The 25,376-nt window shown below is 61.8% G+C and carries 21 protein-coding genes and 3 pseudogenes; 17 read left to right on the plus strand and 7 right to left on the minus strand.

Going from position 1 to position 25,376, the window contains the following annotated elements; genetic code table 11:
• Positions 1–53: 53 nt before the first annotated feature.
• The 4 genes from DB708_RS17425 (at position 54) to DB708_RS17440 (ending at position 4,423) form a co-directional block, all read left to right on the plus strand.
• Positions 54–899 (plus strand): SDR family oxidoreductase, encoded by an 846-nt coding sequence (locus DB708_RS17425; protein ID WP_108923861.1) that lies wholly within the window; start codon positions 54–56, stop codon positions 897–899.
• A complete protein-coding gene (locus tag DB708_RS17430; protein WP_108923863.1) occupies positions 896–1,822 on the plus strand; it encodes a patatin-like phospholipase family protein in 927 nt (308 codons plus the stop codon). Before DB708_RS17425 ends, DB708_RS17430 begins: the two co-directional genes overlap by 4 nt.
• Positions 1,822–3,270, plus strand: coding sequence for a flavin-containing monooxygenase (locus DB708_RS17435; protein ID WP_108923865.1), 1,449 nt, complete (start codon positions 1,822–1,824; stop codon positions 3,268–3,270). Before DB708_RS17430 ends, DB708_RS17435 begins: the two co-directional genes overlap by 1 nt.
• Before the next feature lie 211 nt (positions 3,271–3,481).
• The gene (locus DB708_RS17440; RefSeq protein ID WP_108923867.1) at positions 3,482–4,423 is read left to right on the plus strand and encodes a LysR family transcriptional regulator; all 942 of its coding nucleotides are present in this window, start codon (positions 3,482–3,484) and stop codon (positions 4,421–4,423) included.
• A gap of 29 nt (positions 4,424–4,452) precedes the next feature.
• On the opposite strand, the gene DB708_RS17445 is transcribed toward DB708_RS17440, so the two are convergent.
• Positions 4,453–5,490, minus strand: coding sequence for an FAD-dependent oxidoreductase (locus DB708_RS17445; protein ID WP_108923869.1), 1,038 nt, complete (start codon positions 5,488–5,490; stop codon positions 4,453–4,455).
• A gap of 530 nt (positions 5,491–6,020) precedes the next feature.
• Here DB708_RS17445 and DB708_RS17450 point away from each other — a divergent pair.
• The 3 genes and pseudogenes from DB708_RS17450 (at position 6,021) to DB708_RS17460 (ending at position 6,894) form a co-directional block, all read left to right on the plus strand.
• Positions 6,021–6,257 carry a hypothetical protein gene (locus DB708_RS17450; protein WP_108923871.1) on the plus strand — a complete coding sequence of 79 codons (237 nt, stop codon included), beginning with the start codon at positions 6,021–6,023 and terminating at the stop codon, positions 6,255–6,257.
• Positions 6,254–6,439: pseudogene (locus tag DB708_RS27760) on the plus strand (antibiotic biosynthesis monooxygenase); the annotation flags it as partial. The gene DB708_RS17450 and the pseudogene DB708_RS27760, both read left to right, overlap by 4 nt.
• A 161-nt stretch (positions 6,440–6,600) precedes the next feature.
• A complete protein-coding gene (locus DB708_RS17460; RefSeq protein ID WP_108923873.1) occupies positions 6,601–6,894 on the plus strand; it encodes a chorismate mutase in 294 nt (97 codons plus the stop codon).
• A 589-nt stretch (positions 6,895–7,483) separates the two neighbouring features.
• Here DB708_RS17460 and DB708_RS17465 read toward each other — a convergent pair.
• Positions 7,484–8,137: a TetR/AcrR family transcriptional regulator gene (locus DB708_RS17465; protein WP_108923875.1), complete on the minus strand. Its 654-nt coding sequence runs from the start codon at positions 8,135–8,137 to the stop codon at positions 7,484–7,486.
• 152 nt (positions 8,138–8,289) lie between these two features.
• Between DB708_RS17465 and DB708_RS17475 the strand changes: the two are divergent.
• The 6 genes and pseudogenes from DB708_RS17475 to DB708_RS28230 all read left to right on the plus strand — a co-directional run bounded on the left by DB708_RS17475 (position 8,290) and on the right by DB708_RS28230 (position 15,366).
• Positions 8,290–9,672 (plus strand): annotated as a pseudogene (locus DB708_RS17475) (flavin-containing monooxygenase).
• A gap of 36 nt (positions 9,673–9,708) precedes the next feature.
• Entirely contained in the window at positions 9,709–10,935 is a 1,227-nt protein-coding gene (locus DB708_RS17480; protein WP_108923879.1) for an NADH:flavin oxidoreductase/NADH oxidase family protein, read from the plus strand.
• A gap of 22 nt (positions 10,936–10,957) precedes the next feature.
• Positions 10,958–11,758 (plus strand): SDR family NAD(P)-dependent oxidoreductase, encoded by an 801-nt coding sequence (locus DB708_RS17485; RefSeq protein ID WP_108923881.1) that lies wholly within the window; start codon positions 10,958–10,960, stop codon positions 11,756–11,758.
• Positions 11,759–11,760: 2 nt separating this feature from the next.
• Positions 11,761–12,537 carry an acetoacetate decarboxylase family protein gene (locus tag DB708_RS17490; RefSeq protein ID WP_108923883.1) on the plus strand — a complete coding sequence of 259 codons (777 nt, stop codon included), beginning with the start codon at positions 11,761–11,763 and terminating at the stop codon, positions 12,535–12,537.
• A 717-nt stretch (positions 12,538–13,254) separates the two neighbouring features.
• Positions 13,255–13,398: pseudogene (locus DB708_RS17500) on the plus strand (FAD-dependent monooxygenase); the annotation flags it as partial.
• A 477-nt stretch (positions 13,399–13,875) separates the two neighbouring features.
• Positions 13,876–15,366, plus strand: a complete 1,491-nt coding sequence (locus DB708_RS28230) for a tryptophan halogenase family protein (protein WP_369692932.1) — start codon at positions 13,876–13,878, stop codon at positions 15,364–15,366.
• Positions 15,367–15,444: 78 nt separating this feature from the next.
• Here the strand turns inward: DB708_RS28230 and DB708_RS17510 are convergent, their stop codons facing one another.
• Positions 15,445–18,045: a helix-turn-helix transcriptional regulator gene (locus DB708_RS17510; RefSeq protein WP_165839848.1), complete on the minus strand. Its 2,601-nt coding sequence runs from the start codon at positions 18,043–18,045 to the stop codon at positions 15,445–15,447.
• 1,175 nt (positions 18,046–19,220) lie between these two features.
• Between DB708_RS17510 and DB708_RS17520 the strand changes: the two genes are divergently transcribed.
• Complete coding sequence (locus tag DB708_RS17520) at positions 19,221–20,255, plus strand: CobW family GTP-binding protein (RefSeq protein WP_108923893.1); 1,035 nt, start codon at positions 19,221–19,223, stop codon at positions 20,253–20,255.
• A gap of 106 nt (positions 20,256–20,361) precedes the next feature.
• Here DB708_RS17520 and DB708_RS17525 read toward each other — a convergent pair whose 3' ends face one another.
• The gene (locus tag DB708_RS17525; RefSeq protein WP_108924381.1) at positions 20,362–20,940 is read right to left on the minus strand and encodes a carboxymuconolactone decarboxylase family protein; all 579 of its coding nucleotides are present in this window, start codon (positions 20,938–20,940) and stop codon (positions 20,362–20,364) included.
• Between the two features lie 220 nt (positions 20,941–21,160).
• Here DB708_RS17525 and DB708_RS17530 point away from each other — a divergent pair, with 220 nt between their 5' ends.
• The 3 genes from DB708_RS17530 to DB708_RS17540 all read left to right on the plus strand — a co-directional run bounded on the left by DB708_RS17530 (position 21,161) and on the right by DB708_RS17540 (position 23,361).
• The gene (locus DB708_RS17530) at positions 21,161–22,108 is read left to right on the plus strand and encodes a LysR family transcriptional regulator (protein WP_108924382.1); all 948 of its coding nucleotides are present in this window, start codon (positions 21,161–21,163) and stop codon (positions 22,106–22,108) included.
• Positions 22,109–22,260: 152 nt separating this feature from the next.
• On the plus strand, positions 22,261–22,893 hold the full coding sequence (locus DB708_RS17535) for a sigma-70 family RNA polymerase sigma factor (RefSeq protein ID WP_108923895.1): 633 nt from the start codon (positions 22,261–22,263) through the stop codon (positions 22,891–22,893).
• Positions 22,894–22,929: 36 nt separating this feature from the next.
• Positions 22,930–23,361 (plus strand): cupin domain-containing protein, encoded by a 432-nt coding sequence (locus tag DB708_RS17540; protein ID WP_108924383.1) that lies wholly within the window; start codon positions 22,930–22,932, stop codon positions 23,359–23,361.
• Between the two features lie 25 nt (positions 23,362–23,386).
• On the opposite strand, the gene DB708_RS17545 is transcribed toward DB708_RS17540, so the two are convergent.
• From DB708_RS17545 to DB708_RS17555, 3 genes are read right to left on the minus strand one after another with little or no spacing between them, the layout of a single operon-like run.
• A complete protein-coding gene (locus DB708_RS17545) occupies positions 23,387–24,052 on the minus strand; it encodes a nitroreductase family protein (protein ID WP_108923897.1) in 666 nt (221 codons plus the stop codon).
• A gap of 34 nt (positions 24,053–24,086) precedes the next feature.
• Entirely contained in the window at positions 24,087–24,800 is a 714-nt protein-coding gene (locus DB708_RS17550) for a 2OG-Fe(II) oxygenase (RefSeq protein ID WP_108923899.1), read from the minus strand.
• A complete protein-coding gene (locus DB708_RS17555) occupies positions 24,800–25,312 on the minus strand; it encodes a methylated-DNA--[protein]-cysteine S-methyltransferase (RefSeq protein ID WP_108923901.1) in 513 nt (170 codons plus the stop codon). Before DB708_RS17555 ends, DB708_RS17550 begins: the two co-directional genes overlap by 1 nt.
• Positions 25,313–25,376 lie beyond the last annotated feature (64 nt).

Genomic DNA, 25,376 nt, shown 5'->3' on the forward strand with positions numbered 1-25,376 from the left:
ACTCATGGTATTCAAATACCATGGGTATTTCAATTTGAACGCAGGGAGGCGTCATGGGTAGATCACGACCATCAGGCTCGGTCGACGGGGCGGTCGTCATCGTTACCGGCGGGGCACGCGGTATCGGCGCCATGACGGCCGAACTCTTCGCCGCGCACGGCGCAACGGTGTGGATCGGGGATATCGACACCCCCGATTCCCACCTCGACGTCACTGATCGGTCGTCGTGGAAGCGTCTGGTCGCGCGGGTACTGGATGCCTCAGGGCGCATCGACATTCTGGTCAACAATGCCGGGGTGATGCCGTTGGGTGCCTTCGAGGCCGAACCCGAAGCCACTACCGATCTCGTGCTCGACGTCAATGTGCGAGGCATCCTCAACGGCATGCAAGCAGCGATCCCCGCGATGATTGATCAGGGCGCCGGACACGTGGTCAATGTTGCCTCGATGGCGGGAATGATTCCGATTCCTGGAATGGTGACCTACAACGCCAGCAAGTTCGCCGCACTGGGCGCGTCGTTGGCCGCGCGGCGGGAGTACGCCGGGACCGGCGTGACCGTGTCTGCGGTACTGCCGTCGGCGGTGCGCACTGAACTGACTTCGGGCGTCCGCCTTGGAAGAGGAATGCCGACAGTCGATCCCGATGACGTCGCGCGCGCAATCCTGCGCACGGTGCGAACCCGCGCCGCCCGCACCTCGGTACCGGGCTGGGTGGCTCCGATGTGGTCGGTTGTCGACGCATTTGTGCCCGAGTTTGTCGAGCAGGCGGTCCGATCCCGCATCTCCGACCGTCGCGCCCTAACCGAACTCGACGCCGGTGGGCGCTCGGCGTATCTGCAACGCCTGGACCGCCAGACCAAAGACCATGCGGAACAATCGCATTCGGGGTCTCAGTCGTGAGAACAGCTGTGGTGATCGGTTGCGGTGGAACGATCGGCGGTGCGTGGGCCATCGCCGCGCTGCATGCGCTGGCCGAGCAAACCGGAATCGATCCGCGCGACGCCGACCTTATGCAGGGCACCTCAGCAGGTGCCGAGATCATTACCATGCTCGGCGGGGGTGCCTCGATCAGCGACTTGGTCGAGATGCAGCGCGGCGTCAGCGGCGACGAGCGTCTTCAGCGTCATATCGCGGGGACACCGGCGAGCCTGCCGCCAATTCCAATCCCTAGACCGCTCAATTGGCGTCTACTGCGCACGCATCGCGGGCTGGCCGCGGCGACCGGTATCGCCCCGACCGGCCGCGGGGATGCCAGCTGGCTGCAACAGCTCGCCGATGACTTCGCCGGGCCGTCGGGCTGGCTACCACATCCCGACAGTCGGATGGTGGCATTCGATTACCAACGCGGCGAACGGGTTTCGTTCGGAACTTCGAGCTCGCCGCAAGTCACTGCCGGCCAGGCGCTACGCGCGTCGTGGGCTGTCCCGGGCTGGATGCCGCCGGTGACGATCGACGGGCGGCACTTCGTGGACGGCGGGGCGGCGTCGACCGCGTCCGTCGATCTAATCGAGCCCGATGCTGTCGACGTAATTTATGTGATCGTGCCGATGGCGTCCCAGAATGGTTGCCGGGCTTACGGTATCGGTGGATTTCTCGAGCACCATCTGCTCCGTCGAGCCATGTCGGCCGGGCTGCAGCGCGAGGTTGACATAGTACGGGGCCGCGGCACCCAGGTCGTGGTCATCAGTCCCGACCACACCGATCTCGCGGGTCTGGGCGCGCACTTCATGCGACGTAGCCGGCGTCGCGCAGCGTTCGAATCCGCCATGCGCACCGCACCGCTTGCTGTCCGACGCGCGCTGGCCAAGAGCGAGGACAGGTGATGACCAGAGATCCCAGGATCGTCATCATCGGTGCCGGGATGGCCGGTATCGCCGTCGCGTACACCTTCAAACAAGCCGGGTTCACCAACTTCACCATCCTGGAGAAGGGTTCCGACGTGGGCGGGGTCTGGCATTGGAACCGTTACCCCGGACTCACCTGCGATGTGCCGTCCCAGATCTACCAGTACGGTTTCGCTCCCAAACCGGACTGGAGTCACGTGTGGGCCGCGGGCGCGGACATCCAGCAATATCACCGTGACGTCGTCGACCGATTCGGGCTGGACGCGCATCTGCGACTGAACACCGAAGTCGTCACTGCTCGCTACGACGGTGGCACGTGGACGGTGGCCACCGCCGGCGGGGACGACCTGGAGGCAGACTTCGTCGTGTGCGCGACTGGTGTCCTGCACCATCCGAACATTCCCGACATCCCGGGTCGCGACTCGTTTACCGGACCGGTGGTCCACACCGCACGATGGGATCCCGACCTGCCGACCGCTGGCCGGCGGATCGCGGTCATTGGCACCGGATCGACTGGGGTACAAGTAGTTTCGGCATTGCAGCCCACGGCCCAATCGCTCACCCACTTTGCTCGCTCCGCTCAGTGGATCTTGTGGGCGCCGATGGGGCTGCGGCAACCTCGGTCGCTGGCCCGGGCGTTGCGCCGCTGGCCACGGTTGCTGGACCTCACGTTTGCCCGGTTGCAGTGGGCGTCGGGAATCCTCGCCGACATCGTGACCAAGCCATCGTGGCGGCGCAGCCTGGCGCAAGCCTATGCGCGCGCGAGTCTTCATATCCAGATCCGCGATCCGCGACTACGCGCACAGCTCACCCCAGACTACGAACCATTGTGCAAGCGGCAAGTCGTATCGGGCACCTACTACCGCGCCATCGCGGCACGCAATGCACGCTTGGTCACCGAACCGATCACCGAGATCACACCTACCGGTGTCCGCACCTGCGACGGCGAGCACCACGACGTCGATATGATCTTGCTGGCCACCGGCTTTCACCCGCACAACTACATGCGGCCGATGTCGATCGTCGGCCGCGACGGGATCACCCTCGACGACGCGTGGCTGAAGGGTCCTCGTGCCTACCGGATGACCGCGATTCCCGGATTCCCGAATCTGTTCACCGTGCTGGGGCCGAACTCGCCGACCGGGTCCATTCCGCTGCAGTACGCCGCGGAATTGACCGTGCGCTATATCATCAAGTGGCTCAACAAGTTCCGCGACGACGACGTCAGCGAAGTCGAAGTCACCCAGCAAGCCACCGACGAATTCAACGCCGCGGTTGCGGACGCCATGGGTCCGACGGTGTGGAACACCGGTTGCAATTCCTGGTATTTCACGGACGACGGGGCCATCGATCTGTGGCCATTTAACCGCACCACCCTCACCCAGATGTTGACAGAGCCCGAGCCGGCACACTACTGGATCACCTGACACCGGCAACGGCGGCAGATCGCAAAGCCATGGAGCTATAATCGATTCCGCCGCGCTCCTCTGCCAATGCGGTCGGCGCCAAACCATGAACAACACCGACGGGGGAGTACCGCGCCCGACTCGGCCGTCTGACTTGTACTGTCGCCCAAGTGAATCACAGCTAACAGGCTTTTTTGTGGAGCCACAAAGCTGCTTTGTGGTTGGATGAGCAATGACATTGAGCTCGCGCATGCCCGAACTGTCCGCCCTCGAAGTCTTCTTGATGGTGGCTAACACTGGCAGCCTGGGTGCCGCGGGACGAGAACTCGGGCTGACCCAGCAAGCAGTGTCAGCCCGACTTACCTCGATGGAGGCGCAGACCGGTGTGCGGCTGACGATCCGCACTGTGCGGGGGACGCGGCTGACCCCAGCGGGAGTCGTGGTAGCGCAGTGGGCAGACCGATTGCTCGAGGTCGCCGGCCAGATCGATGCCGGGCTGGCTTCGCTGCGCAGCGAGAGCCGGAGCAAGTTGAAAGTGGCTGCGAGCCTGACGATCGCCGAACAGTTGATGCCGCGCTGGCTGGTGTCGATGCAAGCAGCTGCCAACCGACGTGGCCGCACTGCACCGGACATCATCCTTAATGCCACCAATAGCGAGCAAGTGATAGCGACGGTGCGCGACGGTAGCGCGGATCTCGGATTCATCGAACGCCCCGGTGCGTTGTCGGGGTTGCGTAGTCGGATCGTTGCGCACGACGAGCTCGTGGTGGTTGTGGCTGCCGATCATAAATGGTCCCGTCGGTCTAAAGGTGTGAGCGCATCCGAGCTTGGCCGGACAGCACTGGTTGCTCGCGAGCCGGGATCAGGAACACGTGATTCGCTGACTGTTGCGCTGCGCAGTGCGCTGGGAACCGATTTCGTGCAAGCCTCTCCGACACTGGAACTGTCTTCAGCAGCGGCGGTACGCGCGGCGGTGCTCGCTGGTGCAGGGCCCGCGGTGACCAGCAGGCTGGCGGTGGCTGACGATCTGGCCGGGGGACGTCTTCGTGCGGTACATGTGCCGGATTTGAACCTTCGCCGCGCATTGCGCGCCATCTGGATAGGCGGACAAACACCGCCAGCCGGCGCAGTCCGAGACCTGCTAAGTCATATCGGTAGCAGCGGCTCGGCGTGATTCGTCCGATCATCGCGATATGGGCGTTGCTATGTTCCGTAGCGAAGCCACAGCGGCAATCCCGTCTCGAGTCGCTGCATGAACTTATGCAGCCCCACCCGGTATTGGCGACCTCCCAACGGATCAATCGAACACTCAGGGAACGCAATACCGATCCCAAATAGCCCGGGCGCCAGTATCCCGTTGGTTGGGTCATATTGCAGTGGTCCCCACTGGGGCGTCAGCGGGAGATGTCTGCGTTCAAACCCGACGGTGTAGACGACGTGGTCGCACGTCTGAAGGATCTCGTCGAATTCCAGATGATTGACCGAATATGTCTCGAGCCGTTGCGGGCAGGTTCCGTCGATATTGTCCCGCGCCCATTGCGCGGCTTGGCCCTTCAGCCCAGTGTCGTCATACATGGTCCACTCATCGAGGCACACCGCATATTTCAGCGGGTTGAGGTAGAAGTTGATGACTTTTTTCGCTGGGGTGTTGAGCAGATTCGGCAGGGCAGTCATCGCCGAGTGTGAGGAGCCGAATACCGCGACCGTGGCACCCTCTAGCGGCAGCTGCGCGAGCTTCGCCGGGTCGAGTGCTGTCTCGAACGAAATCTCATTGAGTCCATCGTAAGGCAGCTTTTTGGGGACCGAGCCGACCGCAAGAACGACATTTTTCGACATAGTCACCTCGCGTTGTGTGGTTACGGTCCACTGCCTTTCGGTTAGTGCCAGCTCGGCCGCGATCGTGCGGAATGTGTGCACTCGTTGACCTAGGTGCCGCGTGATCCACCGCAGGGGTTCGGCGACAACCCCGAGCGGGCACGTCTGCTGCGGGTCGAATCTGTTCAGTTCGAAAGACGCTGATTTCGTGAAGCGAAACGACTCTGAGGCCGTGAGGAATTCGTGGAATAGCCCGACGCAGGTGTTACTCGGGACAGCGCCCCACTTGGCGCCGAAGTCTCCCACCGCGAATTCGGGGTCAATCCATGCGATTTCCTCACCGGCGATGCCGTGATCAAGTAGCCGGCCTACCGTCGCGATACCGGCCGGCCCTGCTCCGATCACCGTCCAGCTGTACTGAGTCATTTTCTACCTTCCAGGTGTGGGTCTCTCGGCGAGCTAACGCCTGTGCGGACGACGCAGTAGTGATTGCCGGCCGTTGGATTCGATACTTGACCAAGCCGGGCGGTCCGCTGTAGAGCCGCTGTCCTTGTCAGCTCACGAACACACCTTGTGACCACGGATGCGTTAGTCCCTTACAGTTCGAAGACTGCTCCCATGCGGGCCGGTCGCTCAGTGAGCTCGCGGAAAGCCTTGGGGCAGTTGAGTGAACGTGGCGATGCTTACTGGTAACCCGCCATATTCGACCTCGACGTATTCCTCCCGACACGAGCTGTCGCATCGGCCGAGATGCGGCAGGGGAGTGGTGCTGGTTGCCTGCGTGACTATGACAGGTCGGCCGGGCGCCCTGGCACCGCTCCGCGACATGATCCGTTTGCTGTCGCGTGACTTCGCCGCGATCGCCTAGACGTACATCATTGGGAAAGGCCCGTCGCCTCGTGTCATCCTTCAGAAGTGGAGCAGACGTTCTATGTGTTTCTGCGGGCACCCCGGGGATGGAGCAGGCGTTAATCGCCTACGAAGATGCGGTCCTCACACTGGTAAACGAGCACGACGGGAAGGTCGTTCATCGAGCCTGGACCGACGGCGCCGACGGCAGGCCGCTGGAGATTCAACTGTTCGAGTGGGCCTCCGAAGAAGCGATGGACGGTTACATGTCTGACCCGCGTCGCATCGCACTGGCCGCGGACCGCGAGCAAGCGATCGCGCGGACCGAGATCACTCGGTGCTGACCATGTCTCGGTGCATCGAGCGACCGAATGTGTTCCTGCTGTTGGTCGAATGGGAGCGCCTTGAAGACCGCACCATCGGCTTCCGAGGCTCATCTGACTATCAGCGATGGCGGGAGCTGCTCCATTGCTTTTACGAACCCTTTCCTGTCGTCGAGCATTTCGAGCAGATAGAGCACCTGTGAAGTGAACGCTCACATCGAGAGGCTTCTCCGATGATTCATCAACCGTTTTAGGCAGCGCGCGAACCCTCCGGCCGCTGTGATCACAGCGCGCCTCTCGTGACCCAGGTGCCTGAGATGGCCTGGCCGCCTCGGATGGGGGTCGCTGCGGCTACGGTTGTCTGATGTCGATCGTTGAAGTCCGCTCGCAAATCGACCTAATCGATGAGCAAATCGTCAAGCTCCTGGCGGCCCGCCAAAAGCTCGTCAAAGAAGCCGCGCGCTACAAGAGTGACGAACACGCGGTGCGAGCACCTGATCGCCGTGCCACCATGATGGCGCGCCGGCGCGAATGGGCGATCACGGAAGGCGTGTCCCCAGACGTAGTGGGTCGCGTATACGAAGCGATGATCGACTCTTTCATCGATCTCGAACTTCAAGAACACGCGAGAATCACCGAAACGAGTCCGGACGGCTGATTGTGGCCGCCAGCACAGGAATCGCGTGACCGCCAGATCCGGAAGTCAACCGTCGGGGACAGGAAAACGGCGAGCTTAAGTTGACATAATGTCGCTTATCGGTACAAAACCAATGCGAAACCAAGCGACGAGTTTGCGTTTAGGTGCAAGGATTCGCACCTCTTGAGCGATGACGACGTTTAGGTGCGCTGACATGCGCCCCCACCTGCCATCGGCCGACAGGCATGGCCAGACGAGGGATGCTTGATGCCGTGGTTTGCTCAGGCCCGCCTGTCGAGTCCGAGACGGCCAATACCCCGCCCATCCCGGACAGCCCCCCGGAAACGTCACAGTGACGAATCGCTCTGTTCCGCTGGGTCATTGACCATTCGCCATGCGACATCCAGTTCAACGCTTTCGCTGCCGCTCGACTTCTGAACGACTGGTACTGACGACACGCTCCAAATTTATGGATAGCCACACACGGCAGGTTCGCCCCGATCCGACCGTGCAGCACTATCTGAGCGCCCGGATCTCGGCGGTGCGTTTAGTGGCGGTCGGCAGCGAGATCTGCGGGCCCCGCGTTGACAGCGCGGGCCGCGTCTCGAAGCTAGCTGAATGAGTCTTGCTCGACAATGTCTGAATTGCACGCCGATCTCGGCGGGAGGGCTTGGTCTGGCCCGCGGAGCGCGGGCATGGCCCGAAACGTGGCATCGGCGAACTTGGCGATGCGAGCGGGTGGGTAATTGGCTGGATCGTCGAGTACGAGACGCCCAGCGTCCCACGTCAGCGCGAAGAGGGCCCGGGCCGTCATCTCAATATCAACTGATTCGAGCCGATCGTCGGGGACCGCGGATCGCACGAACGCTGCAAGCGCGGCGATGTAGGCGCGCCTGCCGGCTTCGACGCGGTGACGGAATGCTGGCGTACTGCTGTCCACGAGCATGAAGACGGCGCGCCAGCGTTCTGGAGTCGATTGCACGGCGTCGAGGAACTTTGTCAGACTCTCGACTACCGCCGCCGCGGCACCGTCTGACCCGATCCGCGGGAAGGCGTCGGCCATCTGCAGGAGGGCGCCGGCCTCCTCCCGGTCGAGCAGTGCGCGCAACATCTGGCCGGAGTCCTCGAAGAGGCCATAGACGACTGGGCGGCTGACGCCCGCCTCACGCGCCACCGCGTCGATCGACACCTTGTGTACACCGTGTTCGACGATGATGCGCAGCCCGGCGTCGAGCAGTTGCTCACGCCGTTCGCCGGGTGCCATGCGCGGCGCATACGCGCGGTTTCGAGACGTTGTCACAAGATCGACGAACCTTTCGAAGCGAGGGGCCCTGCTTGACAACGGCCCACCTACCCACAAATACTACAGTCAGTGTAGTTACAGTGACTGTAGATTCAACCGGGAGGACCACCGGCGTGGCGCAGCGTTACTGCATTATCGGAGCCGGATACACCGGCCTCGCGGTTGCGAAGGCCTACTCGGATCTGGGGTTGGCCTATGACCACATCGAGGCGACCGACGCCATCGGCGGTAACTGGTCCCACGGCGTGTATGACTCGACCTACCTAATCAGCTCGAAGGCGGTGACCGAGTACCCCGACTATCCCATGCCTGCCGATTACCCAGACTTCCCGAGTGCTGCTCAGATGCGCGACTACCTGCGCTCGTTTGCGCACACGTTCGGGCTTGAGCGCAACATCGAATTCGAGACTCTGGTCAGAGACGTCACGCCGCTCGACGACAGCGGTCTCGCCGGCTGGCGCGTCGAGTTCGCCAATGGACAGGTCCGCGAGTACAACGGCGTCGTAGTGGCCAACGGCCACTACTGAGACGTCAACGTGCCGACCTATCCGGGCGAATTCACCGGCAAGCAAATCCATTCCAAGGACTACAAGCGGCCGACCGATCTCGACGGATCGCGCGTGCTGGTGGTCGGTGCGGGCAACTCCGGATGCGATCTGGCGGTGGAGGCCGCGCTGACCTTCGGTAGGTCGGAGCTGTCACTGCGACGCAGCTACTGGTTCATACCGAAATATGTGCTCGGAATACCGAGCAGCGCGTTCGACATCGGGTCGGTTCCGCTACCGAAGCTGTTGCAGGAGAAGATGTTCCGTTCGATCGTGTTTCTGGGCATGGGTAGCTTCAGGCACTTCGGACTGCGTAAGCCCACGCACAAGATCTTCGACCAGGATTTGGTAGTCAACCAGCAATTGCCCTACTTTCTCAAGCACGGCCGTGTCACGATCCGCCCGGAAATCGACCGATTCGTCAGGCGCACAGTACATTTCATAGACGGGACGCAGAGTGCGTACGACACCATCGTGTGGGCGACCGGATTCAAGACCAGCTTCCCGTTCCTGCGCGACGGACTGCTCGATTGGGAGAACGGACAGCCCAAGCTCGTCGCGCATACCTTCGCGCCCGGCCTGGCCAATCTGCATTTCGCCGGCCTGGTCGCTCCGCGTTCGGGCGCTGGGATGCTGCTGATGAACAGTGCGCGTTTGCTCGCCGAGGTCGCCATGCTGCAACAGCGACTGCCAACACCGATCGGCGACCTGTACGCCATCGTGTCCAAGCCGTCTGCGCAGATCCTCGCCGGCGGCCCGGAACTGCGCTGGGAGGTGCTGCGTGGGCGGCTGTTGGTGCGCGCCATGACAGGGCTTGTCACCGTCGCAGGGATGCTGAGCGGTCCGGCCGGGACGACGGCCAGCGTGCCCGATCTCCCACTGCCAACGCAAGGCGGCGTTGCCCGAAGGTTGCTCCGTCCTTTACTGGCCGCCGGGCGCGCGAACGCCTGACATTTTCCCGACTCACCCACAACCAAGGAGTTGCCGATGTCTTCCACTTCCACTGTGACTGCCGCGAGCCCGTTGACGCTGCCGTGCGGCGTCGTATTGCCGAACAGGATCGCGAAGGCGGCGATGAGCGAACAACTTGGGCAGATCGACGGCGCACCGAGCCAGACCCTGACCAAGCTCTACCACGCTTGGGGCCGCGGTGGCGCGGGCCTGCTCGTTACTGGCAACGTGATGATCGACCGCCGCGCCTACGTCGAGCCCCGCAACGTCACCCTCGAAGACGACCGGCACCTCGGCGCCATCGGCAGCTGGGCCCGTGCCGGTGCCCACGCAGGTTCGGTGATGGTCATGCAGATCAATCACCCCGGGCGGGTGGCGGTCGGACCGCTGTACCGGCGACCCGTCGGGCCGTCCGCGTTGCGCCCGCAGGCGCTCGGATTCAACCTGCGCAAACCCCGGGCGCTGACCATCGATGACATCGCCGATTTGCGCCGAAGGTACACTCGCACCGCGCAACTCGCTGTGTCCGCGGGGTTCGCGGGCGTGCAGGTACATGCCGCACACGGCTATCTGCTGTCCCAATTCCTGTCACCGGTGGCTAACCGGCGCGACGACCGCTACGGCGGCAACGCCGAGAACCGGCGTCGCCTGCTGCTCGAGATCATCGCCGACGTCCGCGCCGCGATCGGTCCGGCGGCAGTGCTGTCGGTTAAGTTGAATTCGGCCGACGTCCAGCAGGGTGGTCTCGAGGAAGCCGATTCCCTTGACATCGCGCTCGCCCTCGAGCGGGCCGACGTCGACCTGCTTGAAATCTCTGGCGGCAACTACGAGGCGCCCGCGATGACCGGCATCGCGGCGGACAACACCCGCCGTCGGGAAGCGTACTTCCTGCGCTACGCCGAAGCATTGCGCGCACAGAGCGCCCTACCGCTCATGCTGACCGGCGGGATCCGCACCCTCGACTTCATCAACGACGTAATCGCGGCCGGATCGGTGGACGTGATCGGGCTCGGCCGCCCCTTCGCCCTACAGCCCGACATCGCGGCCCGCCTGCTCGCCGGCGAACGGGCCACGCTGCCCTGCGCACCGCGGCTCCCACTGCCCGGCCTCGACCCCGTCAACTCCTACCTGCAATTGGCCTGGCACGCCGCGAACTTCCGCGACATCGTAGGCGGCGCAGCGCAATCGCGCGGACCCGGCGCAATTCGAACCTTGCTCGCCGCAGGCACGACAGTCACCGTCCGAGCCCTGACGCAGCCCTGACCCAAGCCGAACAAGGAAATCCATGAGTCTGCCCGACCCCACCATCACAACGCGCGCGATCGTCACCGGCGCCTCATCCGGCATCGGCACCGCGCTCGCCGAAGGCCTTGCGCGCCGTGGATATTCGCTGATCCTCATGGCCCGCCGCGATGACCGTCTACGAGAGCTGGCCGACCGGCTAACAGCGGCACACAACATCGCCGTGGAGATCCGCGCCGTCGACCTATCAGATGGCGCTGCACGTGACACGTTATGCACCGAAATTGCCGCACGCGAGATCGCCGTGCTGTGCAACAACGCCGGGTTTGCCACCTACGGGGAGCTGGCGAAGGCTGATCCTGCCCGCGAACGCCAACAAGTCGAGCTAAATGCTGTCGCGGTGCACGACCTCACGCTCGCCGTGCTGCCAGGGATGCTCGACCGTCGCGCAGGTGCCGTGCTGATTACCGGCTCCACAGCAGGCAACCAGCCCGGCCCCAACAATGCCACCTATGCCGCGACGAAGGCGTTCGCCAACACGCTCTCGGAGTCGTTGCACAGCGAACTGTCCGGTACCGGTGTGCAGTGCACACTGCTCGCGCCCGGCCCGGTACGCACCGAATACGCCGAGGTCGCCGAGGCCGCGAACCTCGACCGCCTGCTACCGGGACCCCTGTGGGTCTCCGCGGAGGAGGCCGCCGAGGCCGCCATCGACGGTATGGCGGCCGGCCGCCGCCGAGTCGTCCCCGGCGTGTTCGCCAAAGTACAGACACTCAGCGGTCAATACGCGCCACGCGCCCTGATCGGACCAATCTTGCGGACCGTCTATCAAAAGGTGAAATGAGCATGGATTGGGAACCTGGCACACGATCGCAGGGACGTAGCCTCGGCGCCGATCTGCGCCGAACACTGCGCATCGCCGATCCGCGCCGCAGTCTCTACCGAGACGCGCACTATTTCACCGCCACCGTCGAGATCGACCCGCACGCGATGCGGCAATGGCTGCCCGCAGGCGTTCGGCTCGCCGAACCGGCTACCGCGGACGTGTTCACCGCATGGTTACCCGACTGCAACTACGGATCGACCTATCACGAGGCGGGCTTGTTCGTCCACATCAGGACGCTGCAAGGCATCGGAATCCATTGCCCCTGGATGATTCTCGACGACGACGTCGCCCTAATCCTCGGCCGCGAACTCCTCGGCTATCCGAAAAAGCTCGGTGAGATCGACTGGTCGCTATCCGATACCGCAATCCGCGCTACCACAAGCCGCCGCGGCCACAAGCTCCTGCACATGAGCGGCCGCCTCGGCGCCCTGATCTCTGATCCGCCGCCGATCCTCGCCCGTCCACACCGCAACGTCGTCGGACTGTCCGGACTATTCCCGTCCTGGCTGGTCGGCTTCACCCCACGCGAGGAGGTCGTCAACGTTCGGCACGTGGACGACCTCACCCTCGAAATCGACGGTTCCGAGCGAGACCCCATCGACCAGATGGGTATCGGACGGGTGCTCGACGCTCGCGTGCACCGGGTCAATCTGCTCGGCGTCTGGGTGCCGCCGATCCCCTTGCGCCCTTTGACCCCGTTGTTCGGCATGTCGCACATGCGACCCCGAATCCTGTGAAAGGACAACATCGATGAATATCGCCGGCCGCATCACGACCGAATCGGTCGCCATCCCGCGTCCCGTCACCTCGGCACCCTCACCCGGGTCGCGACACACTGGACCAGGCGCTGGGTGCGCCCGGTGGCTACGACGCCCGGCTTGCTGACTAGCACGAGCTGTCCCTACGCGTTTCGACCCCCACGTGTCGAGCAGGTGATTTCTGAGGCCGGCAGGATCGACGTGCTTATCAACAACGCTGGCATGGGTGTTTACGGCGCCGTAGAAGACATTGCTGGGGCAACACGTGCCGATCTGAACGACCACAGATTGCGGCGCAGAATCCATGGAACGCCTGCACGATTTCGTCACAGTGACGCTGCGCCCGTCCCTTGGCCGGCACAACCGGAAGCCACTCCCCTGCGCGTTCCGACTCCCCCACGACCACGGAAAGACTCACCCATGCACTTGATCCGAACAGCACGCGGATTTGCACATCGAAACGAGCGTGACGCAGGGCTGGGACGCAGCGGTGGGACGTCTGCCTTTAGATCGCCTGCCCATTCGGAGGTAACCCGCGGCTACCACCGGAACGCGTGGGTTCGTCTACCTGTCTCGCATTCGAAGAGACCAAAAAACCACCTGCCGGCATTGGTAGTTGGTGATGTGTGGCCATCGGCCTTCGGTGAAGGATCGTGACGTAGGAGCTCTCGACTGAGAGAGGTGGGGTGACGAACTATGACCGATTTAGCGGCGACGGCTTGCATCGTCGGGGGCGGACCTGCGGGGATTGTGCTGCGTTTCCTGCTCGCCCGCGCCGGAGTTGATGTCGTCGTCTCGGAGTCACACTCAGACTTCAACCGTGATTTTCGTGGCGACACGCCGCAGCTTCGAGGAAATTCCCCGTCTCCTCGAATGTCGCATTGATCGGCTTCGGCAGTGGCATGCGGAAGATTGCTATTTATAGGAGCGGCGCACGCAATGTTGCCGGTAGCCGGGTTGGCATCGATTTAGCTAATCAGGATGCCGCCGCCGCGAATAGAGATGGCTCCCACTATGCATGGCACAGCATTTTAGTATCGAATTCTACTATACCGCTAGCGGCGGATTGCCGTAACCGCTGGGCGCCTAGAGCTAAAGCACAGGGCATTCGACGTTTGGTGCAGCGGTTCGGTATTGACAGTGCCCTAAGAGGTAAAGAGAGTCCTCGTGCGATGGAAGCTTTGACCATTTGGAAATCTTTGCAGAAGGCGATGTCCCGGTAGTTGCCTCAATCGGCTGCACGAATGCGTTGCATTGTTAAGGAGAAGTAGTGTGTTGCAAGGAATAGTAATTGTAGGTGGCGGCACTGCGGGATGGATGACAGCGTCGTATCTGAAGGTTGCGTTTGGGGACCGAATTGCGATAACGCTGGTCGAATCCGAGCAAGTAGGCACGATCGATGTCGGCGAAGCTACATTCAGCACTATCCGGCACTTTTTTGAATACCTCGGCCTCGAAGAGCATGAATGGATGCCTTCGTGTCACGCTACCCATAAACTTGGCATTCGCTTTGAGAATTGGCGCGAGCCCGGCCATCACTTCTATCATTCTTTCGAACGTCCACGAGTCGTCGACGGGTTCAATCTCACAGATTGGTGGCTTCACAACCCAAGGTCCGATCGATTCGATCGTGACTGCTTCCTGGTGGCCAATTTAAGTGATCACGATAGATCCCCAAGGCACCTCGATGGTTCCCTATTTACGGGGGCATCAGAAGGAGTGCACCGCCGATCAACACTGTCTGAGCAAAGCACACAGTTTCCCTACGCGTACCACTTCGACGCGACGCTGCTCGCGGACTTCCTACGAGACTTCGCAGTGCAGCGTGGGGTCCGACACCTTCGCGACGATGTTGTGGCTGTACTTCAGGACGATCGCGGTTGGATCAGCCACCTACGCACACGAGCAAGCGGGGATGTAGCGGGCGACCTATTTGTCGACTGCACGGGCTTCCGCGGTCTCCTGCTGGGCAGGACGCTCGAGGAGCCATTTATTTCATACCCCGACCTCCCAAATGATCGTTCGGTCGCATTGCGCGTCCCGACTGATACGCATTGCGCGCAACTGCATCCGTATACAACCGCCACAGCCCAAGATGCTGGCTGGATCTGGACGATCCCGCTTTTAGGGTGGATCGGGACCGGCTACGTCTACGCCGAGACATACTGCAGCCCTGACGAAGCAGAACGCACCCTCCGAGAGTTCGTCGGCTCTGCTGCAGAGGAACTTGAGGCAAACCATCTTCGAACGCGAGTCGGGCGCAGCCGACGATCCTGGGTTCGGAACTGCGTCGCGATAGGACCGTCCAGTGGCTTCGTCGAACCACTCGAGTCGACTGGAATATTTTTCATACAACACGGTGTAGAGCAGTTGGTGAAGCACTTTCCAGATGAGCGTTGGGATAAGACCTTAGCGGATGCATACAATCGGAGGGTCGAGCAATGCATGGAAGGTGTACGAGAGTTCTTGGTCCTGCACTATCGTGGGGCAGCGCGTGTAGATACAAAGTACTGGCGTGACACTAAGACTCGTGAGATACCCGCCGCGCTCACCGAACGACTCTCACGTTGGCGAACCAAGTTGCCCGATGCCGAATCAATTTTTCCGTCTTACCATGGATTTGAGGCTTACTCATACGTCTGCATGCTCATTGGGCTAGGCGGCATTTCGCTGCGGGCGTCCTCGGCTCTATCGCTGCTCGACTCAAGCACCGCCCAGCGGGAGTTCGCGTTGCTTTCTGACGAGGCGTCGGAGCTATGTCAGCTACTTCCTACAGATTACGAGTACTTAATGCAATTAGCATGGTGAGCTGCGGACCGACGATCCAGTCGCGCAGCGCTTTTCGACGACGCCCTGTCGCTAGCCCCTAGGGTCTCTCGCGAAACATTAAGTATCTCTCATGTTTTCGGGAAGCTGTGCGATCCTTGCCAGATCGACCCGTGATCGGATTTCCAGCTTGCGATAGATCTGGCGTAGGTGAAATCCGACTGTATGGGGCGAGATGAACAGCTCTCGAGCCGCTTGTCGGTTGGTGAGGCCTCGCGCCGCAAGCCGCGCCACCTTCTCCTCCATATCAGTGAGGCTCGCCCACCCTGATGTCGGGCGCGTTCTGTGAATCCAGTGCCGACGCCGAACACCAAGGTCACGCAGCCGATGACGGAGCCGAGCGACATCCCAGTTCGCGTCCAGAATCGCGAATCCGGTCATCGCCGTACTTAACTCGGACACTGCGCCCACCCGGTCAACCGTGCTGAGTAGCACACCGGCATCCTCGCGCGCCGAAGCTTGAGCCCACGGATCGGAGTATTGCGCGGCAGCCATTTTCACCGCCTCAGGGTCCCGATCCAGCAGGCCGCGGCCATGGGCGGCGATATTCGCGAATAGCGATATATTTGGGTTCTGCGCGCTGATCATCTCGGTCGTCTCCACCAATCTTCCGGCAAACGAACGATCTCCCGCGTTGCAAGCTAACCGAACACACCACACAGCGGAGATGGGGTCTGCCAGCGTCAGTTGCAGACCGTCATCCGCATCGAGCAAAGCCTCCAGCGCAAGTTTGGTGTCATCGCAGGCAGCTTTCACTTGAGCAAGCACCAGACATCGCACTCCCCACAGCGGATTCAACGGGTCGCGCGGGAGGGACTCATCCAGGAGGCGCGCGCGCTCAGAAGCATTCGCCAACTCGCCGCGGCGCAACGCGGTCAACGCACGCAATGCGTGCAGGAAAGGAAATGGCAGCACGGCGTGATAACCCCGACACCGCTCCAACGCTTCGGACGCATCCAGTTCTGCGCCGGCAAGATCGCCTTTTGCGAATCGGTACCAACCTCGGAGCGACACAGGGACCGCTGCTAGCACGTCACTGTTGCCTGATTCGATGACGCAGGTAATCGACTCCATCACTGTCTGGGCGGCTTCCAACTCCTGCAACCGCAGCAGCATCCATGCTTGTTGCCATAGCGGGTATGAGGTGAAGGCATAGCCAGACCAGCGCCGCCACAGGCCAGCCGCCTCTTCGATCGCGCACAATGCATCATGGATATTGCCCCTGCGCCAGGCGCCCGTTGCGCGCACTGAAAGCGCAGCCATCGTCATGTCGGCGGGCCGTCGGGATGCACCGGTGAGTATCGATTCGGCGACCGCGCCGGCGGTCTCGACATGCGAGAAAGATGAGATCGCAAGCCGCACCATGTCAGTACTGCGGGAAACCCCGTTTCGTGCAGCCCCATCTGAGGCTGAGGTTAGGGCGAGAGCTCGGTTAGTTTCGCCTTGCAACGCCATAACGATAGCCATGCTTGCTTTGACGCGGTCTGCCATCAGGCCGGTGTCCTCGGTGGCCTGGCCAATGAATTCTTCGGCAATCTGAGCCGATTGCTCTAGGCACCCGGATCGTAGGAACCCAATCATCGCAGTGCCCGCCATCGCGAAGTGTTCGCGACTACCGCGCGGCGTTATCTCCATGCCACGCAATGCCAATGCGGCCGCAGTGGCAGGTGCGCCGATCAACAGCCGCTCTGCCGTACGCGCAATTGTACCGACACCCTCGACATTGTCGGGCCGCGGGGACTGCAACAAATGCAGAGCTGATTCCTTGGTGTGTCTGCCTTTTCGCTGAACGAGCATGGTGGCCGCCTCGCGATGCAGCAGAGAGACTAGCGGTATTGGTACGGTGGCCAAGACAGCCCGCCAAATCAAGTCGTGCGAAAAGGCGAATTCTTCTGCCTCGCTGGTGATCAGGCCTGACGCGACCGCATCAGACATCGGCACCAGCAATTCTGCGGGAGAGCACCCGAGCATCTCCAGCAGGTCCTGCGGTGAAAACATGCGCCCGAGCACGGCAGCGACTTGTAAGCAACGTCGACTTGGCTCTGACAGTCCCGCAAGCCGATCCAGAACTCGCGATAGGAGTTGTGCAGGGACAGCAGTAGTTTGTCCTTCCGGCCGGGTTAGCAGTGGCCTAGCCGCGGATTCATCGGTTCGTAACTGCGCGATACCATCGTTGATGTCGATTGCGCCGTCTTGTTCGAGGCTAAGCACCAACTCGACCACGGTCTTGGGGTTGGAATCAAAACATTGGCACAATACGACCAGATCGTGGCTGGGCTCAGCCCCCAACAGGTCGTGAACGACCTCGGTGACCGCTGACTTTGATAGCAGTCCCAGGGGTTCTAGATGCTGGACTCGCTCATCCTGACTGAGAGCAGTAAAGAATTGAGCACCTGGCGTCTCCACGCCGCCTGAGCTTAAGGCGAATTCCCATACCAGCGGAACGCCGGAGAACTTACTTACCAGACCAGACAGGGCCCTGATGTTGGCTGCATCTAACGCTTGCAGATCATCGATGGCGACAAGTACCGGTTGATGGCGGATCAGCTGACTAATGCGGGATTCCAGATGGGCGGCTCGCGTGGCAGGCGGCGTCAGAGACTGAAATCTCTCCGCGAGTCCATCCACAACGGCGAAGCCGCGCCGCTCGGCCTGCACCATCGACTCAATCAGAAGCCGACTCTTTCCACTGCCAGTCGGCGACGCCAGCAGGAGGATCCTGCACTGTCGGCTTTCCGCCGAAGTGTCAAGTGTGTTAAGGATGCACCTCAGCTGACTCTTACGACCGCGCAACGCGCGCAACGATTTCGGATCCCATCTGCATCTCTGCACCGGAAATCTCCTGTCGTGAGTAGGAGGAGCTGACGGGAACAGTTGCATCGACAGTGGCGGGGCCATACCTCGTCGCTCCGCAAAAACTAAGGCCGACGTCGTCGACGTACCAGGAACGCCCTGCGAGCGAATTCCTCACTTCTTCAGGACTGCCTACTTGCGGCAAGCCGTCTGGGCGCTTCGATATGCCAGCCCGGTATGTGTGTGACGCGAGTTGCTTTGATGGCAGCCAACACTCGTTCATATTCAATACGCATTTGGTACCGTCTGTTTGGCCCCATCCCCGAGTCCGAGAACCGCGTGAGAACCCATCTGGCTAAGCGCACTTGAACCTCGCATGCGCCCGACTGGGAACACTCGTGATACCCCCGACGCGGCGCCCAGACAGGCCGGCGGGATAGGGACACCCACAAGCGCCAACCGGGTGCCAATCAGCGAGATTGCCTGTCGCCCTGGGAGACCCGTTTCGATTGGGACTTCCTTGGCTCTGATTGCTTGATTAGTCAACGCGCGGAACAGAATTCACGATGTCGGCTTCTGTAGTTTTCACGTCATAGGCTATAGTTGCATATGACAATCATTTCATATATGAATATATCACCGGCTCTCGCGCCGAGGTCAATGTTACGTGAATCACAACCTCGCTGCTGAAGCCAGTCACTAAATACTTTGCTGGCCAATTGATTTATTCGGATCATCGTCATTCCTGGCTCCTGTTCGTGGAACGGGCGAGCGCATTGCTGCGAGCCCTGATCCGCACTGACTATGCTGCCCTCGACCGGGCGAGGTTCGTGAGGACTTCATGGTCGCGAAGTTTCGATTTCGGCGCCGCGCCAGCGTCACACGCCGATGTACTCATCGTTGACCTCGAGAGAGCGATGATGACCGCGGGCAGGCCGGTGACGGGAGGTGGTGAGATTAATCATTAGCATTACACTTGGCGCGCCGATTTGGTCAGCACTCTGCCCGGATCTGCGGGAGCCGGTGAGACGGGAAGGACATGTGTGCGAGCGATCCCCGTGATTAGCTTGACGGGCTATCTTGGCGCCGGCAAGACAACTCTCCTCAACCACGTGCTTCGTAGTCCGGGAGCGCGAATTGGCGTAATTATCAATGACTTCGGCGAGCTCAATGTCGACGCCATGCTGGTAACCGGGCAAGTCGACGAGCCTGCATCTATCGCCGGCGGCTGCATCTGCTGCCTGCCCGATGACGGCGGGATCGACGACGCATTGGCCAAGCTCGCCGATCCTCGGCTCGATCTGGATGCCGTCATCGTCGAGGCTAGCGGGCTGGCCGAACCTGTTGCCGTCGCCCGGATCATCGGCTTCAGCGAGGTCCCCGGCATCCGGTTCGGCGGACTTGTCGATGTCGTCGATGCCACGACACACTTCGACACCGTCGATGTCGGCGCTATGTCACCGGCCCGCTACGGCGTAGCCTCCCTCGTCGTCGTCAACAAACTTGACCAACTCCCCCAGCACGATCGCACTGCCATGGTCGAGCGGGTGGAACGGCAAGTGCGAGAACGCAATCCACGCGCGACCGTCGTCGGATCGGTCGCCGGTCAGATCGACCCTGCACTGCTTTACGACGTAGCCGGAACGCGCGACGAGCCGGGCCAGCTCTCGTTGCGCGAACTGCTCGTTGATACATCGACCGACCCCCCGATCCACAATCACGACCACGACAATTCGCACGCCGACGCGGTCACGGCGACGAGCACGGGCGAAATCGACCCGGGCGCGCTAATCGACTTGCTCGAGAACCCGCCGCCAGGCGCATACCGACTCAAGGGCGCCGTGGCGGTGCGATACGGCGCAGCTACGCACACCTACGCGGTCAATCTGGTCGGCGCGGCGATTCATATTGCAATCGCGCCACCTGGGATGCCGGCCAACTGCCTCGTTGCGATTGGGATTGGCCTCGACACCCATGCCGTCCGTGCCCGCCTTGATGCTGCTCTGCGTCCATTCACCGGCTCGGCAACGCTGGCCAATATCCACCGTCTCCGACGCTATCGCCGACGCAACCTCTGACTGCTACCGATATGGCGCAATGGCGGCTGAGCGCCAAGAGGCAACGACCCCAACATATTCCGTCACAGTGACGCTTTCCCTCTTCGGGCTGCCCGTGTGCGGCTGGCTAGCCGGTCGCGACGACCGACCCGGAGTTCCAAGGAGCCAAGCGCTCAGATGAGCCATTCGACTCGGGTAGATCGTCACTAACATCCCAAGTCGCCGAGAGTCGCCCGACCCCGAGAGCGATTGCGCAGTGCAAGCCGAGTTCCACCAACTGGTCCTCGCTGAAGTGCGCACGTAGTCCGTCGTAGACCGCATCGTCGATCGCCAAGTGGTTGGTCGCGAACAACTCGGCGAAGTGAAGAGCCGAACGCTCGGCGTCCGAAAGATTTTCCGCGTCAGCCGGTCGTTCCAGCGAGCAGACCGCATCCTCGTCGAGGCCGTCGTCGATGGCGCTTTGGTAGCGGACTGCGATGCAGCTGCGGCATTGGTTGAAAAAAGCGATGCGCAGGCGCACCAGCTCTAGCAGCCGCGGCGACAGACTCCCGTTGGCGCGAAGCGCGGCGGTCAAAGCGCCCAATGCCTCAGCCGCCGCGGGAAGGCGACTGACGATGGAGGCAACGCCGAGGTTGATCCGATCCCCTTGACCGAGACCTTCAGTCGGCACCGCGGCGACCGCCGCGGAAGGCGCGATTCGTGTCACTTCATCGTCTCCTATGTACACCTGTCCGAGCCCCTGGAGTATCACCATTCCGGCAGTGAGTAGCAACGATCGCGATGCAGCTGATGACGAAAAGTCGTACCCGCGCGGAGGCCACACAACGCGATTGGACGGTGTTACACCTCATAGCAGCATCCAGGAATCATCGATTCTGACGATGATCTGGACGTATTCCTTCAACTATATCGATGGGATTTCAGGGATGGAGCTTCGGCAACTTGAGTACTTCATCGCTGTTGCAAGCGAGATGAGCTTTTCGCGCGCGGCGCAACGAGTTCGCGTCGTTCAGTCCGCCCTCTCCACATCGGTCGGCAAGCTGGAGAAAGAACTCGGCGTAGAACTGTTCGATCGATCCAAGCAGCAGATCAAGCTGACCCCGGCGGGTGAGTTGTTTCGGGATCATGCCCGCCGCATCATCCACGGCGCTCAACTGGCCAAGGATTCGATCAGCGACTACCTCGGCGAGCTCTCCGGCACCGTGGAGGTGGGGTCCCTCATATCCTTTCGTGCGCTGGACATCCCAAAGATGTTGGGCGAGTTCCACCGCACCTATCCGTTCGTACAAATCATGCTGCGGCTGAGTCAGTGGGGTTCGACGCCACATCTCACAGCCATCGCGAACGGGTCGCTCGACCTGGCCTTCGTGTCGGCGCCGGATCGCTTCCCCACGGGTATCCAGATGCGGCTGCTGACTGAAGAGCCGATGCTTTTTGTCTGCAGGCACGATCATCCGCTGGCGCAACGCGACCGCATCGGCATGGCAGAAGTTGCCGAGGAGAACCTGATCGGCTTCCCCGCCGAATTCGGATTGCGCCGACTAGTCGAGAACGCCTTCGCGGCGGCCGGCGTCACACCACACACTCCGTATGAAGCCGCGGTCAATTACGGGGTCGCGTCCAGTCTGGTCCGACACGGATTGGGCACCATATTCATGCCCGCCAGCGACGCTAGCCGCTTTCCGGACCTCCGTGCGGTGCCGTTGCAGCCAGAGATCGTGTGGCCAATCTTCCTCGCTATGGGAGCGCCAGCACGCATCGCCCCTGCCGCCGCGAGGCTCGCCGAGTTGATCCTCTCGTTGGCGCCGCCCGCGACCGCAACCTCGGTCGACAAACTAATCACCCCAGCCGACAGCACCTTTCGCGATCCGTAACCGGCGTCGCCTACTCGCCTGGTAAACCCCACCGCACAGCCGTTATCTCCAAATTTGATGACCCAAATCAGAACCATTCATTGGACACGATCAAGTTTGGTTGCTCTGATGGAGGGGCACAATCGCGCTCAAAGATTACGAGGTTGACGATCATGCCGGTGTCCCCGCCTAATCCGGAACTGCAGGAGTCCACGAGCCCGAGTCCCGACGAGCTCGCAGCACGATTCGAACGCGACGTCATGCCGTTGCGGGACCAGCTGTACCGTGCGGCACGCAGGTATAGCCAAAGCCACGCAGACACCGAAGACCTCGTCCAGGAAACCATAGTCAAGGCTTACGTCGGATTTGCCTCCTTCAGGGAAGGGACAAACCTACGCGCATGGCTTTTCACGATCATGAACCACACGCGGATCAACCACTACCGCACCGCACAACGTCGCCCAACGGAGTGGTTGGCCGGCGACGTGAGCGACTATCTGATTCCCACTGGCCCCCCACAGCCGGGCGCAGGGCGATTGTCGGCTGAGGCCGAAGCTCTCAACTCGATCGTCCACCCCGAGGTTCGCCAGGCACTGCAGAAACTCCCCGAGGGGCAGCAGCTGGCTGTTTACTACGCCGACGTTGAAGGCTTCCGATACAAGGAGATCGGCGAAATCCTCAACATACCGCTGGGTTCGGTCATGTCTCGCATTCATCGAGGTCGTCGGAACATGCGAAAGCTGCTGATGGACTTCGCTATTGAGCAACGATATATCCGCGAACCCGAGGTGGTAGTCGCCGCGTAATGACAAAGTAGGCGACCCCTGGTTAGGATGAGGTCGATGCGTTCACGTCGCGCGGTACTTGTATTGGTTCTCCTTTTGCTATCGCTCGTTACCCCCCCGACGCGTAGCGCTGCGACTCCCGGGAGCGGAGTGCATTCGGCTCAACTAGCCCAATCATCGCAAGAGGGAAGAGATTTCATCGTCCGGGAGATCACTATCGACCCGGGCGGCAGTACCGGCTGGCACTGGCATGATGGCACTCTAGTCGGAGCGGTCAAGCGCGGCACCCTCACCCATTATTCGGCTGACTGCTCAATTGACGGCGTGTACCACCCGGGTGATCCGGTTACCGAACCCGCGGGGCCCGAACACGTGCATCTGGGCCGCAACCTCGGCGCCACGCCCCTGGTCCTCGAAGTCATCTACATCATGCCGACGGGAAAGCCACTTGCCGAAGATGCCCCAAATCCCGGTTGCCCCTTTCCCTGACAGAGGGACCCGAGGGAGAACCCGATCAGCCGGGAAACGGCGTCCCGTCGAATCGCTCCGAGGTGACGAACTCAGAGATCGGGCGCCGTCGTAACTTCGTCACTTGGCGCACGGGTCTGCCCAACGGCACCAGCGCCGCGATCGCGTAAGAGACGGGTATGCCGAGAAGATCTTTCGCCCGCTTCTCCTCGGCGACAATCATCGTGGTCAGTACTCCGCCGTAGCCTTCATTGCGCGCGGCCAGCAAGACGTTCCACACAAATGGGTACACGGATGCGCCGGGTACCACCGCGATACGGTCCAGGTCCTGGTCGGTAGCGGCAACGACGGCGAGGTTCAGACAGATCGCCAGCACCACCGGCGCATCACGAAACGGGGCCGACATCTGCTTGGGAACCTGCGCAGCCTCGATCGCGGATGCGTCTACGCTGGTTGGCTGCAACGGATTCCACGGCGATTCGCCGTTGGCGAGCTGTGCCGTGTAGCGGCGGGCAGCGGTTAGCCCAAGATCCGCCAAGGCCGAACGGGTCTGCTGATCGCGTAGCACGATGGCACGCACGCCCTGCCGGTTACCGCCGGTAGGTGCGAAGCGGGCGCTGTCGAGGATGCGCCCGAGAACGTCATCGGGAAGCGGATCGTCGGTGAATTCGCGTACTGCGGAGGTGGATCGCATGACGTCGTACAGCTCCATACCACCATGGTGCCCTAGCCGGCCGTCATGATGTTCAGGCCGCGTCGTGAAAAATCAATCCCAGCGTGTAGCGCTGGCCGGAACGGACCGCGGAAACGCCGTGCCGGACTGGGGCTGCCGACCAGGCCCGCGTCGATCGGACCGGCCGTTCTCTGGTGGTGAAGACGTAGCCGTGTCCTTGCGGCAACGTCATGACCGTCCCACGTGACTGAGCTCGGGCTCGCTGCTCGACGAGCAGGAATTCGCCTCCGGTATGCGCCACTCCGGGCTCATTGAGATTGATGACGACCTGCAGCGGAAAGATCAGGTCTCCGTACAGGTCTCGGTGCAGGGCGTTCCAATCCCCGGGCCCGTACTTGAGCATCAGGGCGGTGGGCTTGGTTTGCGCCGCGCCGTGGCACATTTCGAGCCATTCATCGAGGGAGTCGGGCCAAGGGGTGTCGCGGCCAAGCTTGGTCCACCAGTCGCGGGCAATCGGCAGCAGCCGAGGATAGAGTGCCTGCTTCAGGTCTTCGATCGGACGCGGATAAGGCCGTTTGAAGTATCGATACTCGCCTTGCCCATAGCGGTGCCGGCCCATGTCGACGATGGTGCGGAACAAACTGTCGTCGGGATATAAATCGATCACCGAAGCACACTCCGCGGGGGTGATCAGCTCCGGCAGCAGCGCACCGCCGACATCGTTCATGTCGGCGGTGACCGCGTCCCAATCCGCGGCATCGACCCGCTTACGCCATGTCGATGGCATCAGAACAGTCTGCCAGCCACCGCGGGTGCCGGCTCTTCGAGTTCCAGCAGGAATCGTTTGCGCTTCAGCCCGCCCGCGTAACCGGTCAGCGCGCCGTCCTTTCCGACCACCCGATGGCACGGAACGACGATGCTGAGCGAATTGCGCCCGACGGCCTGGCCCACTTCGTAGGCGGTGGTGCCGTCAGCCAATTCGGCGGCCAACTCACCGTATGTCTTCGTCCGTCCGTAGCCGATGTCGGTGAGCAGATCCCAAACTCGGTGCCGACGCGGGTCACCCATCAGTGCCATTGGCAGATCGAATTGGGTGCGCTCTCCCGCCAGGTATTCGCGCAGCTGCTCGCCGGTGCGGCCGAATAATTCATCGGCGGCCGGCTCGACGAACTCGCCGAGCGTGTCTGCGGTGGGCGGGTGCCAATGATGCCGGAAATACACACCCGTCAACAAGGCGCCGTCGGCGACCAGGGTCAGCTCGCCCAGCGGGCTCTCGATCATCGTGTGTCGTGCTGTCATCGTTCAACCTCCTCTATAGGTAGACGACGACCGGTCGACAAGCGTGAGGTCGCGACCTTAGATA

The sequence above is a fragment of the Mycobacterium montefiorense genome (assembly GCF_003112775.1).
Classification (GTDB): domain Bacteria; phylum Actinomycetota; class Actinomycetes; order Mycobacteriales; family Mycobacteriaceae; genus Mycobacterium; species Mycobacterium montefiorense.